This window comes from Mycobacterium sp. NGS49, from assembly GCF_059812565.1.
Map to the genome: position 1 here is coordinate 220,187 of NZ_JCALCX010000001.1, position 12,859 is coordinate 233,045.

At 66.8% G+C, this 12,859-nt stretch carries 10 protein-coding genes; 4 read left to right on the top strand and 6 right to left on the bottom strand.

Annotated elements, in window-relative coordinates:
- Positions 1 to 17: 17 nt before the first annotated feature.
- Positions 18 to 410 (top strand): DoxX family protein, encoded by a 393-nt coding sequence (locus tag AC5Y7D_RS01050; protein WP_499920676.1) that lies wholly within the window; start codon positions 18 to 20, stop codon positions 408 to 410.
- Here AC5Y7D_RS01050 and AC5Y7D_RS01055 read toward each other — a convergent pair.
- Together AC5Y7D_RS01055 and AC5Y7D_RS01060 are read right to left on the bottom strand one after the other, a co-directional pair.
- A complete protein-coding gene (locus AC5Y7D_RS01055) occupies positions 407 to 763 on the bottom strand; it encodes a bleomycin resistance protein (protein ID WP_499920944.1) in 357 nt (118 codons plus the stop codon). The two genes, AC5Y7D_RS01050 and AC5Y7D_RS01055, sit on opposite strands and share 4 nt — an antisense overlap.
- 154 nt (positions 764 to 917) lie before the next feature.
- Positions 918 to 4,106 carry an ATP-binding protein gene (locus AC5Y7D_RS01060; protein WP_499920678.1) on the bottom strand — a complete coding sequence of 1,063 codons (3,189 nt, stop codon included), beginning with the start codon at positions 4,104 to 4,106 and terminating at the stop codon, positions 918 to 920.
- A 201-nt stretch (positions 4,107 to 4,307) separates the two neighbouring features.
- On the opposite strand from AC5Y7D_RS01060, the gene AC5Y7D_RS01065 reads away from it, so the two are divergent.
- From AC5Y7D_RS01065 to AC5Y7D_RS01075, 3 genes are all read left to right on the top strand, one after another.
- Positions 4,308 to 5,363 carry a cupin domain-containing protein gene (locus AC5Y7D_RS01065; protein WP_499920680.1) on the top strand — a complete coding sequence of 352 codons (1,056 nt, stop codon included), beginning with the start codon at positions 4,308 to 4,310 and terminating at the stop codon, positions 5,361 to 5,363.
- A 120-nt stretch (positions 5,364 to 5,483) separates the two neighbouring features.
- Positions 5,484 to 7,415 (top strand): methyltransferase domain-containing protein, encoded by a 1,932-nt coding sequence (locus AC5Y7D_RS01070; RefSeq protein ID WP_499920682.1) that lies wholly within the window; start codon positions 5,484 to 5,486, stop codon positions 7,413 to 7,415.
- 5 nt (positions 7,416 to 7,420) lie between these two features.
- Complete coding sequence (locus AC5Y7D_RS01075; protein ID WP_499920946.1) at positions 7,421 to 8,218, top strand: glutamate racemase; 798 nt, start codon at positions 7,421 to 7,423, stop codon at positions 8,216 to 8,218.
- Here the strand turns inward: AC5Y7D_RS01075 and AC5Y7D_RS01080 are convergent.
- From AC5Y7D_RS01080 to AC5Y7D_RS01095, 4 genes are all read right to left on the bottom strand, one after another.
- Positions 8,215 to 9,102 carry a universal stress protein gene (locus tag AC5Y7D_RS01080; RefSeq protein WP_499920684.1) on the bottom strand — a complete coding sequence of 296 codons (888 nt, stop codon included), beginning with the start codon at positions 9,100 to 9,102 and terminating at the stop codon, positions 8,215 to 8,217. The two genes, AC5Y7D_RS01075 and AC5Y7D_RS01080, sit on opposite strands and share 4 nt — an antisense overlap.
- 117 nt (positions 9,103 to 9,219) lie before the next feature.
- Complete coding sequence (locus AC5Y7D_RS01085) at positions 9,220 to 10,110, bottom strand: 3-oxoacyl-ACP synthase (protein ID WP_499920686.1); 891 nt, start codon at positions 10,108 to 10,110, stop codon at positions 9,220 to 9,222.
- Positions 10,094 to 11,197, bottom strand: coding sequence for a 3-oxoacyl-ACP synthase III family protein (locus tag AC5Y7D_RS01090; protein ID WP_499920688.1), 1,104 nt, complete (start codon positions 11,195 to 11,197; stop codon positions 10,094 to 10,096). The genes AC5Y7D_RS01085 and AC5Y7D_RS01090 overlap by 17 nt, the downstream gene beginning before the upstream one ends.
- A 141-nt stretch (positions 11,198 to 11,338) precedes the next feature.
- Positions 11,339 to 12,841 carry a bifunctional aminoglycoside phosphotransferase/ATP-binding protein gene (locus tag AC5Y7D_RS01095; protein ID WP_499920949.1) on the bottom strand — a complete coding sequence of 501 codons (1,503 nt, stop codon included), beginning with the start codon at positions 12,839 to 12,841 and terminating at the stop codon, positions 11,339 to 11,341.
- Positions 12,842 to 12,859: the final 18 nt, after the last annotated feature.

Genomic DNA, 12,859 nt, shown 5'->3' on the forward strand with positions numbered 1-12,859 from the left:
GGTGCATGATGAGCGCTATGACGACCGAACCGCTCATCGAGCGTGACCCCGCCCGGATCACCGCCTACCGCCTCGGGGCCATGTTGCTGGGCGTCGGCACCCTTCACTTTCTGGCGCCCAAACCCTTCGACGACATCATCCCCGCTGAGCTGCCCGGCAGCCCACGGTTCTACACATATGCGTCGGGGGTCGCCGAGCTGGTGATCGGTGCCCTGCTGCTGCCGCGTCGCACCCGGCGCCCCGCCGCGGGGGCGGCTGCCGCATTGTTCATCGGGGTTTACCCGGGCAACCTCAACATGGTGCGGCTCTGGTGGGGCAAGCCGTGGCCGATGCGCATCGCCGCCCTGGCCCGGTTGCCGCTGCAGTTCCCGATGATCACGGCGGCGATCAAGGTCTACCGCAACAGTTAGAGTCGCGAGCCGATGCGATGCAGCGTGCCGTCCGGGTCGACGTAGGCGAACTCTCGCAGGCCGTAGGGCGTGTCGTGCGGCGGGTGCAACCGGCCGCCCAGATTCTGCAGTGCTTTCCATTCCCCAAAGAGGGCATTGGCGTCGCTGACGTAGAGGTAGACGCTGGACGTGGTGGTCAGTGGGTCGTGTTCGGCCCACTCGGTGAGGTGGATCTGAATTGAACCCCGGTCGACGAAGCCGTAGCGTTCGGGGCCTTCGTATCCGCGGGCGTCGAATCCCAGCCGCCGGTATCGGTCGAGCGCGGCGTCGAGGTCGCGGACGGGGACGATCGGAGCCAGCGAGGTGAAGTCGATTTCGGGCACCACAGGAGTCTGTCACGCGTCCCATTTAGGTGCGGCCTCGGCAACGAGATCTAAACGCATACCGCCAAATCGGCTCAACCCGAACAGAACTCGAACGGTCTGCCGCTGAGCTGCGAACGTAACGGCTCGATGAGATCGCCGGATTTCACGCTTGCGGCCAGCGGGCAAGCGGTTCGAAACCTAGCGCGCGGGCCCGCTCACGTAGCCGTGCCACCAGCTCGTCGTGGGCGGCATCGTCACCGCGTTTCCGGGCAACCAACGCGCGCAGGCGCAAAACCGGCAGTTCGTTCAGGACGAAACCTTCGTCGGTGGGCACGGCGGCCAGCCGGTCGATGGCGGCTTGGGCTTCCTGCACGTCGGCCTGGGCGCCATGAACCAGCAGTGCTTCGACCAACGCGCTGACAGCCGACCAGCGCCACACCATCTCACCCGTTGCGTAGCTGCGTTCGACGACGTTGCGGGCCAGCGCGATGGCGCCGTCAATGTCTCCGTTCTTGGCTCTGTCCCGTGCGATTTCGGGCTCGATGATTGATATCGCCAATCCGACAAAGCGCTGCCTCGACGAAGATTCGTGCGCTTGATGCAGCAGCGCGATACCTCTCTCGCGATCGGGGCCGCCGCGATGGATGCGGGCGAAACCGTGCGCGAGGAGGGCGAACCCCAGCACAACTTGGTCGCCGGTCTGCTCAGCGATCCACAGCGCGTCGGCGGTGTCTCGCAGCGCAGTGGAATCGGCGGCCAGCGCGCCAAATGGGATGGTCAGAACGTATTTCCACATGACTGTCATGACGTGGACCACTGGGTCCACCGGGGCCGCAATGCGGATAGCGGCGTCCGCATCCGCCTGCCAGCCCGGCATTCCGAGGCACATCTTGGTGAAACCCACCAAGCCCGTGGCCATCGCCAAGGGCGAACCGAAGATCAGGTTGCCCTTCGTAGGATCTCCGTCGGCCAGTTCGACGGCTCGCTGCGCCAAGCGCAGCGCCTCGCGAATGTGACCCGCCTCCATTTTGGCGTAGGTCCCTGCATAGAAAAGCGCGACGAAGAGTGTCGGATCTCCGGTCGACTCGACCAGTTCGACGAACTCGCCGGCCAACGCGGCTGCATCCCGAGCGCGGCCGCTGGCCGCGAGTGCCATGACGACGCCGGACATGCCGATGGCAAGGGACACCTGGTCACCAGCCGTCGCGCAAAGCTCGCGCAGTTCGCCGAATTCGACGTCGTCGGCACGGTATCCCGCCAGAAATGCTGTGGCGCACAGCAAAGTTCGCGGCTGAGTCTGCATCGGGACGCGGCCCGGATGACTGTCGGGCAGGCGGTCGGCGACCTGGCAGGCACGCTGCCAGTTGGTCCGGGCCGACGCCAGGTCACGGTGGTTCGACCAGGCTCCCGCACGCATGTGCCAGCCGAACGCCTCGGGCAGGTCGCCGGCGGCTTCGAGATGTTCCGCGATCAGCGCGGCATTCTGTTCGACCGCGTCCAGATCCCGTTGTTCGATGACGGTGGCCACCCGCCGATGAAGTTCGGCACGCTCGGCCTTGAGTTGCGACTCGTAAGCCACCGTACGGACCAGGGGGTGCCGAAAGGCGTATTCGGCGTGCGGAGTGAACCGCACTTGGTCAACGAGCTCGACGTGCACCAGCTCATCGAGGGCGGCAGTCAGAGGACCGGGCCCGCGCATGACGGTGTCGAGCACGTCGAGGGTGAACCGTGCCCCGATGATCGCCCCCGCGTACAGCACGCGCTTGGCGGTGATTCCCAGGCGGTCGATGCGCGCGGCGAGGGTGGCCTGCACCGTGCTCGGCAGTGTGATGGTCGCCGTCTCTCTGCGACAGACGTATTGACCGCGCTCACCTTCAAGGACACCTCGCCCGGCCAGGTCCCGGGTGATCTCTTCGGCGAAAAAGGGATTCCCGACGGCCTGTTCGGTGATCTGCGCGGCCAGCTTTGCCACTGACTGATGTCCCCCCAACAACTCGGCGACGAGCATGCTGGTCTGCGTCGAGTTCAAGGGCGCCAGAGCAATCGTCTGCCCACCCGGTGTCCGCGACAGCGGCCCCTGGTACTCGGGGCGGTAAGTGATCAGCACCAGCGACCGGGTTTGGGGCACCACCGTGACGAACTCGGCCAGCATGGCCTCGCTGGCCTCGTCGATCCAATGCACATCCTCGATCACATAAACCGCAGGCCGGTCGCGGGCCAAGGCCGCCGCGTTCAAGAGCGCAGCCAGTCGGCGCCGACGGGCGTCGGGAGTGATGGCAGGCAACGCCACTGCGGGGTCAGCGATCCCGAGGAGATCGTCGAGCAGGCACAGATCCTCGGGATTGGCGTCGAGGATGCGGTCGCGCACAATCTTGCGAGCCGCATCGGGTCCCGCATCGACGAGGTCGAACACCGCGCGCAGCAGTCGGGCCACCACGTGGAACGCCACGTCGTGAGTGTGGGATTCGCTGTAGGTGGTGAACACCTCCACGCCGCGCTCAGCGGCCAGGCGCGTCGCCTCCCGGACCGTGCGACTCTTGCCGATGCCGGGCGGCCCCACTACTCCGGCCACGCAGCCGTCGCCGTCGATCGATTGGTCGAGAATCCCGCCGAGAGTGTTGAGCTCCCAGATGCGGCCCACCAAGGTGGGCTCTCGCCGCGCACGTTCCGGACGCTTGCCGCCAACGGCCAGCAGCCGCACCGCCGGAACCGGCGCGTTGGCACCCTTGATCCGAACCAGCTCCGGATCGGCTAGCACCACCGCGCCGTCGACCAATCGAGCCGTGCTCTCACTCAACATCACCCCACCCGGCGGGGCGGCCGACTCCATCCGCTGAGCCATCCCGACCTGCTCGCCGATTGCGGTGTAACTCGCTGTAGCAGAACAAATTTCGCCTGCTATCACCTGACCAGAGTTGAGTCCGACCCGCAGTTCGAGGGCGACGCCATCGCGACGGTTGACTTCGGCGGCAAGGCTCTCCACCTCACCCTGGATGGCCATGGCCGCCAGGCAGGCGCGAAACGCGTGATCCTCCAACGCCGTCGGCGCCCCGAACAGCGCCATGATGCCATCGCCGGTGAACTTGTCGACCGTACCGCCGTAACGCTGAACGACTGCCGTCGAACAATCCAACAGCGCGCCCATGATCTCGCGCAACCGCTCCGCCCCCAGCGCGGCCGCCAAGTCCATCGAATGCACCACATCGGCGAACAACACGGTGACTTGCTTGTACTCCGCCGACTGGCCGGCTTGGTCGCGAGCTCTCCCGCACTGGCTGCAGAACCTTGCCGCGGCGGCCAGACTGCTCCCGCACGACGCACACGAGACCTCTGCTCCCAGTGTTCCGGTCATCGCAGCACGACCGCCCGGCTCTCACCCACGTGCGTATCGTGCCACCGCTCCGAATGCCGGGTCTAGATGTTCGCGGGGCCTTGATAACCAATGCTGATCAACAGATCGACAACCGGTGTTGGACGGCGCGCTCCGGCAACCGGGATCGTAGAGGCAGCAAACAGAAGCGAACCTCGACCCGGCGCACCCCAGGAGGATGAAATGCACACGCAGACAAGCGCACACGTCGCATCACTGATCAACGGCGAGATCGTAGAGGAGTCTGACCTCGGGTCGATCCAACGGCTGACCGCCGACAACTTCCCCATCCTGCAGGGTCTTTCGATCAAGCGGCTGGTGATCAACCCGGGCGCGATGCGGACACCGCACTGGCACGCGAACGCCAACGAACTCACCTACTGCGTGTCGGGTACCGCCTTGGTCTCGGTGCTCGACACCGGCAGCCAGTTCTCGTCGTTCGTGGTGCGCGCCGGCGAGATGTTCCATATCGACTCTGGTTCGCTGCACCACATCGAGAACATCAGCACCGGGGTGTGTGAATTCATCATCGCGTTCCGCAGCGAACGGCCCGAAGACTTCGGGCTGGGGGCAGCATTCGGCGCCATGACCGATGCGGTCCTGGGCAACACCTACGACCTGCCGGCCGCGGATTTCGCGGCGATGCGCCGCAGTACCACCGACCGCGCCCTGGCCGCACGTATCGGGGCGCCCGACGTCCCGGCCACGGCGTTCTTCAACGACCCCCACAAATTCGCGGTCGAGGCGATGGAGCCGCCGGTGAGCATCGCGGTCGGCTCGGCCAGGACCGCACGGCTGCAGTACTGGCCCGCGCTCAAGGACCTGTCGATGTACTCGCTACGCATCCGCGAGGATGGGATGCGGGAACCGCACTGGCACCCGATCACCGCTGAGATGGGCTACGTCAACCAAGGGTCGGCGCGGATGACGGTCATGGCACCCGGCGGTGAACTGGACACCTGGTACCTGCGGCAGGGCGACGTGTACTTCATCCCCCGCGCCTACCCGCACCACATCGAGGTCTTCGACGCCCCGGAGATGCACTTCTGCATCTTCTTCGACCAGCCGACCCCGGGCGACATCGGCTATCGCGCATCGGTGAGTGCCTACTCCCGCGAGGTTCTTGCGGCCACCTTCAACACCCGCTTACAGGATCTGCCCGACTTCCCGTTCACCAAGGCCGACCCCCTGATCGTCAACCGGCTCAATCCCCTGGACACGCGCGCCGTCGGCGAGTGAGCACCGCCTCCAAGATTCTTCCAAGAATCCTCCAAGCGCCTGGCGAGAGCGTGTCGGTTACCGAACCGAGATCAGCACCGCGGCTACCCCGGCCGGACTCGTCAACAAGGGGGAAAGAACATGACCGACACCGCGCACCAGCCGCCGGCAAGCACGCGCGAACACCTCGCGGAGCTGGGTCCGCTGCTCGACACGTTGACAGGCGTCGCGGTGCGGGGCGAGGTTCCAGATGCTGAGCTGCTGGCCCGGGCCGCCGCGGCCCGGCCGGCATTGTCGGTACTGGCCGGCGATCCCGATGACGGCGCACCCTACTCGCGCTCGATCCTGCACGCCGACGATCGGGTTGAGATCATGCTCGCCCGCTGGCGTCCGGGCCACGGTTGCGCTCCGCACGACCACGGCGGCTCGGGTGGCTTCGTGATCGCCATCGAAGGCACGTTTGAAGAACACCGGTTCCGGTGGGACGGACCGCACCTGACCGTCGCCGAAACGATTGAGCGGCAACAGGCTACGGTAATCCAGATTCCACCCGAGGTGATTCACGACATGGCCGCGCCGGCTGGCGGCCTGTCGTTGCACCTGTACAGCCCACCGCCGGCGGGCATGCGGGTCTTCGACCTGGAACGCGCAGAAGCACTCGAACTGATCGGCAACTATGGGGCGTGGGTTCCCTCTGGCGACCACGCGCGCATCCCGTTCGCCGCTGCGGCACCCAGCCGGCCCAAGCCGGTGATCTGGGTGGCGCACACCACTCACTACCGCCGCGGTTCGGCCGAGTTCGCGGTGGCCGCGGCCACCATGGGCCGTGAGCTGGCCGCCGCACATCCCGACGCGCAGGTGATCGTCTCCGGTCTGCACCGAAAGGCGGACTTCGAAGCCGAATTGGCCCGATTCACGCTGTCCGGGAAAGAAATCAGCCAGCTGCACCTGATCGGGCACTCGGGCATGTACGGCCCGATGTTCGGTTCCACGGACTGGCCGGAGCAGTTCTCGCCGCATGAGTGGCAGGCAATGACCATCCCGTTCACGACCGACGGGAGGGCATATTTCCATGCCTGCCGTACGGCTCGCTGGTTCACACCATTCTTTGCCGAGGTATTCGGTGTCACCGCCTTCGGCAACCACAACTACACCACCGTGTCCGCGCGTAAGGACCGGTTTGCGTGGGCGGGCCGTCGACCGGCGGCTCGCCCGAGTCTTTATCTGATCGCCGCTCCGGGCAGGAGGTCACACGGCTGGGCCGGCAGCGTGCGAAAGTATCTTGGCTGCGCCGCAGAGCCGATGGCGGAAACTCGCCCCGCGCCAGTGCAACAGGAGCGGTCCTACGATCGCGTGGCCGACCTCTACGACCGCGTGTACGCCGACATCCGCGTCCGCGAGGCCGAATGGCGGTGGGTGGCGGCCCGCCTGGCCGCCGTGCACGCCGACCTGGGCCGACGGGTCCGGGTACTGGAAATTGGTTGCGGCAACGGGGCTTTGCTACGGGCACTGGATGACAACGGTGATATCGACTTCGCCGTCGGAGTGGACAGTTCCGCCGGCATGCTGGCCCGGGCGCGTGAACGCAACCGCGATCGGCCCCGACTGCGATTCGGCCAGACCAACGGCCCGGCCCTGGACGTACCGGACAACCACGTCGACGTGGTGATCTCGTTTCTGTCCTTCCGCTATCTGGACTGGGATCCGGTGATGGCCGAGATCCGGCGGGTTATGGTCCCCGGCGGCCGCCTGTTGGTCGTCGACATGGTTGAGCAACCGCTGCGAATGCGGGAACTTCCCGTGCTCGCCCGGTCGGCGTGCGCGCACCTGCGCACGCGGCGAGACCGGCCCCAATTCGCCCACGACCTGGCCACCCTGACCAACCATGACGAATGGCGACAACTGTTGCAACACAACCCGATTCGCGCCGAACACGAATACCTCTGGTACTTCGGCAGCCGCTTCCCGGGCAGGCCACTACAAACGTTGACGGCTACCATGCGGGCGCGGGTGGTGGCCTTCGATTCCGGCCCCCTGGCCAAGGGGCGCACCGCCGCGCTGTCCTACCCGTGAGAACCATGGTCAGCGACGCCTGCCTGGGCATCATCGACTGGGGCATCGGCGGGGTGGGACTGGTCAACGCACTGGACCGGCTCGCCCCCGGCCTGCCCGTGTTGTACTGGTCGGACGCCGGGGCCACCCCCTACGGCCGGATGGACGCGCACGAGCTCACCGACCGCCTGCTCCGGGTGGTCACCGCCCTCGCCGAGCGCGGCGCCACCGAGGTGGTGCTCGCCTGCAATGCGGCCAGCACCGTGGTCACGCGGTTGGGGGCGGCGCCGGTTGCCGTGGAAGGCATCATCACCCACGGCCTGGCCTCCGTCCCCGAAGACCTCGCCTCGATCGGCGTGCTGGGCGGGCGGCGCACCATCGACGCCGGCCACTATCGGCGCGGGCTGGCCAGACCGGGGCGGGAGGTGTTGTCGCGAGTCGCGCAACCGTTGTCCGCACACATCGAAGCGGGCCGTACCGGGTCCCCACAGTTCCGGGCGGACCTGGCCGCCATTGTGGCGCCGCTGCGACGGGTGGATGCCTTGGTGCTGGCCTGTACGCACTACCCGGCGGCGAGTCGCTGGTTCGCGGCCGCCCTGCCCGGCGCGCTGCTCATCGACCCGGCCGAACACCTGGCCGCGGCGATCGCCTACCGCTATCCCGAGGCGGCCTCACCAACCCGCCCGGCCCGCCGGACGTTCCTGACCACCGGCGACCCGAATGCGATGCGCCGCAGCGCCGCCCGCGCCTGGGGAACGATGCTGAGCGCCCAGGCGGTCCGCCGCCGCGACCGCATCGCCGCGCCGTCGTGGCAGGCGTCCTAGCCGGATGCGTGCGCCACGATGATCGGGGTGTGCACCGAGTGCACCACGGCGTTGCTCACAGAACCCAGCAGCATCTTTGCGATGCCGCCCCGTCCGCGGCTGCCGAGCACCACCAGTTGCGCCGATCGCGACTGGTTGATCAGCTCTCGGGCCGGCCGGTCGCGGACCACGAGTCGCTGCACGGTCACGTCGGGATAGCGCTCCTGCCATCCGGCCAGGCGTTCGGCCAAGACCTGCTCCGACTGGACCTCCAGCGTGGGCCAGTCCAGGCCGCCGAGATCGAGCACCTCCACATCGCTCCACGCGTGCAGTGCTGTGAGAGCGACGCCCCGGCGGGAGGCCTCGTCGAATGCGATCGCCGTGGCAACTTCCGAAGCCGAAGAACCGTCGATGCCCACCAGCACCGGAGCGTTCTCGTCGATGTCGGCGGCCGGATCGCCGCCGGGGACGATGGCGACGGGGCACGCAGCGCCGCGCAGCACCCCCGAGCTCACCGAACCCAGCAGCACCCGCCCGACCGCGCCACGCCCGTGGCTACCCACCACCACCAGCTCGGCATCCTTGGACATTTCCACCAGCGTCGGGATCGGAGGCGAACCCTTCAGTTCGCTTGCGATCTCGAGGGCCCGGCCGACCGAGTCCCGGGCAAGCTTGACAGCCTGTTCGAGAACCTGCCGGCCGTCGTCTTCCTGCCACACCGCCACGCCGCCCGCCAGCGGGATCTGCGGAAAAGTGGGCACGTAGGTGCTCAGCATATGGACCAGAGTCAGCGGGACATTACGCAGGCCCGCGTCTTTGGCCGCCCATGCCACCGCGGCATTGGAGGCCGTCGAGCCGTCGACTCCGACGACGATGCCCCGTGCGCCCGATTTCCAGTTCGTCATTTAGTATCTCCTAGCGTTCGACACACCAAAACGCTATTGCGCGAACACCGCTCGGTCGCGTGCCTTAAGTCCTCAACTAGATGAACATCGGGTCTTCGTCTGATGAACGCTTGGTGGTCAGGCCGGCGGGGGCCGGCGATAGAGCGCCGCACCCGCTACAACCCCCGCTCCGGCCGCGACGAACAGCACCTGACCGCCCGGCCGCAAGGCTGCGTTGTGTTGCTCGTACGCGGCCGCGAGCGCCGCGGTGTGCATGCGGTGATCGTCTGCCACGCAGATCTTTTCGATCTGCACCTCCAGCATCGTGCTCAGCGCCTCCCGGAACGGCCGCCGGGCCGGTGCGGCCAGGATCAGGTCGACATCGGTCAGCGAGACGTCATTGCGTTCCAGGCACTTGCCGACCGCGTCGGCGGCCACCGCCGCGAATCTGTGATCCGCCTCGGCAGACTGGCTGAACCGCAGCACATTTCGGCCATCGGCAAATCCGACTGTTGCAGCTGATGTCTCGAGGTCATCGAGCGCATCGGCGGCGTTCGCCCACGACACGTCGCTGAGACCGTAGTCGTCATCGGTCCAGCCGCACAGCAGCGCCGCCCCGCTGGCGGAGAACGGGAAATGCTCGCTCATGCCGTGGCCGGGGTCGGCATCACTGCTCACCACCAGGGCGCGCCGCACGCAGCGTGTCCGCAGGAACCCGTCCACGATCTGCAACGCGGTCAAGACACCGCAGGCGCCGTTGGCGACGTCGAAGGAGAAGGTGCCATGCGCGTCGGAGTGCGGATCCTCCGGGTTCGCGCCGATGTCGTCCTGAATCAGCGCGGCCAGTGCCGGCTCACCCAGATTCCGGTCGCGGTAGATGCCGGCGTTGACTACCAGATCCAATTCGTGGGGTTCACACCCGGCCTGCCGCAGACACCCTTTCGCCGCAGTGACGGCCAGGTGCAGGGCGCTGTGACGGCCACGCAACCGCGGGTGCGAAATGTCGACTTCGTCAATCACCATGCCCATAGCGGCTCACCAAATCCTCATCCAGGGTCAACAAGACCACACCGATCTCCAGGCCCGAGGCCAACGACAGCAACGCCACCCGCTCGCCGGCCGCTATCCGTCCGGCTTCCAGTTCCTCCACCAGCGCCACCGTGTGCGTGGTCGACGCGGTGTTGCCGTACCGGTCGACGGTGATCACGGCATCGTGTTGAGGGCTGTCCCCGAACGACTCCGTCATGCGCGTCATGCCTTTGCGGATGGCGCGCGCTGACGTCTGATGGGTGATGACGTGGTCGATGTCGTGAATCGAAATACCCACCGCGTCAAGCACTTCGTGCAGCAGCAGCGGGGTGTTGGCGATCGCGGCCTTCTGGATGGCGCGCGAGTTGGTGAACATGCGCGCACCGGGGTCGTGCCCCTGCGGATAAGCCAGGCAGAGCCGGCTGTAGTCGGCCACCGTGGTGAATCCGGCCACCTCGATACCCGCAGACCCGGCCGGAGCCCGTTCCAGTAACAGCGCCGCGCCGGCGTCACCGAGTGTCAGGCACGCGAGTTCCTTGCTCATGATGTTGCGGATGTGCCGGGCCGCGTTCTGGCTGAGCTGTGAAATGTATTCGCCGCTGACGACCAGTCCCCGCCGCACGATGCCCTGCCGGATCCAGTTGTTCAGAATCGTTACGCCGGTGAGCATCCCGGCACACGCATTGGACACATCGAAGGTCATCGCGCCGCTCGCCCCGATGTTGCGGGCCACCGCACCGCTCATCGTCGGCTCCAGCCACTGGGTTAGGCCGCCACGGAATTTCGTGATACTGCAGCTGATCACCACGTCGATGTCCGCGGGATCCTGTTGAGCCGCGGTCAGGCAGTTCAGCGCGGCTGCGGTGGCCAACGACAACGAATCCTCCTCGCCCATCGACACCCGGCGCTCCCGAATGCCGGTCAGCCGCTCCAGATCGATGTGGGTGCGGTGACGTGTCGTGGCCATCAAATCGTCTGTGGTCAAGCGTGTCTGGGGCAGATGACGGCCAGCGCCCGCCAACCGGGTGATGTAGGGCGTCCGGGCCCCTTGCCCGTCGGCCTCCATCACCAGCCAATGCCGTGTCATCGGGTGCAACTCCTTCCGTTGCAGGACCGTTGCGCCGTCACTCGCAGTGCCGATTCCAGCAGCAGCCGGCGTTCGACGCCGATGTTGGCGACGTACTTGGTGGTTTAGGTATTCGGCGGCATCCTTTCCATGTGAAGGTGATCAGATCGCGTGGCGCCAGGCGTCATGTGCTTGCGCCACAGAGGTTTCCAGCGGTTGTGAAGTATCCATCCGATACGCCGACTCCCACGCGTCGCGGCGGGCCGCCAGGGCCGTTGCGATCTCGGGAGTCGCGTCGGAGTTGCCTGCCGCGCGTTGCCGGATCCGGCCGGTGGTGGTCTCCACCGGCACCGCACACATGAACTCGACAATCCGCGAATGGTTTTCGTCAGCGACCCGGCGGGCCCTGGCGCGCAGGTCCGGGTTCTGCCAGGTCCCGTCGAGAATCACCGACTGCCCTTGGCTCAACTGAACAGCGGCCCGGCGCAGCACCGTGTCGTAGACGGCAGCGACGTTGTCGGGGCTGTACAGCCCGGAGTCCAGCACCCCCGGGTCCCCGGAGATCGCGCCCGTCTCCCGTAGCTCCCGACGCACGTCGTCAGTCGAGATCACCTGCGCGCCAACCTTTTCAGCGATGCCACGGGCAACGGTCGACTTGCCGCTGCCTGGATTGCCCCCGATGAGCGCCAGCCGAACGGCGCCACTGGCCAGATGCTCGGCAGCGATCGCGAGGTGGCGGGCGGCGTCGTCGGCGGATTGCGCCCTGCCCTGCAGAAATCGCACACAATCGACCTTGGCGCGTACCACCGCGCGGTAGGCGACGTAGAAGTGCCGCAGCGACGCCGGGGCGGTATCCCCGGTCAATGCGGTGTACCGCCGGAGGAAGTAGTCGCCGAGGTCTCCGCGCCCGAGGAACTCCAGGTCCATGGCGAGGAAGGCGGCGTCGTCGATGCGGTCGAGGTAGCGCAGTTCGTCATCGAACTCCAGGCAATCCAGCAGCGCCGGCCGACCATCGACGAAGAAGATGTCGTCGGCGAGCAGATCTCCGTGGCCGTCGACAATGCTGCCCTCGTCGATCCGGCGCACGAACAGCCGCTCCCGGCCCGAAAGGTATTCGGCGACCATACCTTCGATGCGGCTGACGTTCTCCTCCGTTACCCCGGCGATCGTGGTGAATCGGTGGAGTTCAGCCAGGTTGGCCCGCCACCGGTGGTCGACGGCACGGGCCTCCCCCTGGGCGCTGATGACCGCGCCGCGCCGTGCGCCCCCATGGAACTCGGCCAGCACGGCCGCGACGGCGTCCAACAGGTCCGCCGCGGATGCAACGGCGTTCGGGTGAGTGACCAGGAATGCCATCCGGTCGCTGTCGCGGTACCGGCGCATGACCACGATCGGTTCCTGGGCGCCTCCGGCCGGGTCGGATAGATGGGCAACGCCGAGGTATGCCTGCGGCGACAGGCGGCGGTTCAATTCGACTTCCCGGCGGCAGGCGCGCTCCCGTTGCTCGGTGGTGCGGAAGTCGACGAAATCGGTCACGATCGGCTTTTTCGCCTTGTACGCACGCTCACCGGCCAGCACCACCACACCGGTGTGTGTTTCGCGCACTTCTAGGTAAGGCCCGGTGTCGGTGCCGCGGGTGCTCGATTCAGCGAGCCGTTCGGCCATTGCCGGCAACTCCATGAC

Excerpts from the sequence above, each read along its gene's own strand:
- AC5Y7D_RS01075 (WP_499920946.1), top strand. The coding sequence starts at position 7,421 with ATGGTCAGCGACGCCTGCCTGGGCATCATCGACTGGGGCATCGGCGGG.
- AC5Y7D_RS01060 (WP_499920678.1), bottom strand. The coding sequence starts at position 4,106 with ATGACCGGAACACTGGGAGCAGAGGTCTCGTGTGCGTCGTGCGGGAGC.
- AC5Y7D_RS01085 (WP_499920686.1), bottom strand. The coding sequence starts at position 10,110 with ATGGGCATGGTGATTGACGAAGTCGACATTTCGCACCCGCGGTTGCGT.
- AC5Y7D_RS01070 (WP_499920682.1), top strand. The coding sequence starts at position 5,484 with ATGACCGACACCGCGCACCAGCCGCCGGCAAGCACGCGCGAACACCTC.
- AC5Y7D_RS01090 (WP_499920688.1), bottom strand. The coding sequence starts at position 11,197 with ATGACACGGCATTGGCTGGTGATGGAGGCCGACGGGCAAGGGGCCCGG.
- AC5Y7D_RS01080 (WP_499920684.1), bottom strand. The coding sequence starts at position 9,102 with ATGACGAACTGGAAATCGGGCGCACGGGGCATCGTCGTCGGAGTCGAC.
- AC5Y7D_RS01050 (WP_499920676.1), top strand. The coding sequence starts at position 18 with ATGACGACCGAACCGCTCATCGAGCGTGACCCCGCCCGGATCACCGCC.
- AC5Y7D_RS01095 (WP_499920949.1), bottom strand. The coding sequence starts at position 12,841 with ATGGCCGAACGGCTCGCTGAATCGAGCACCCGCGGCACCGACACCGGG.
- AC5Y7D_RS01065 (WP_499920680.1), top strand. The coding sequence starts at position 4,308 with ATGCACACGCAGACAAGCGCACACGTCGCATCACTGATCAACGGCGAG.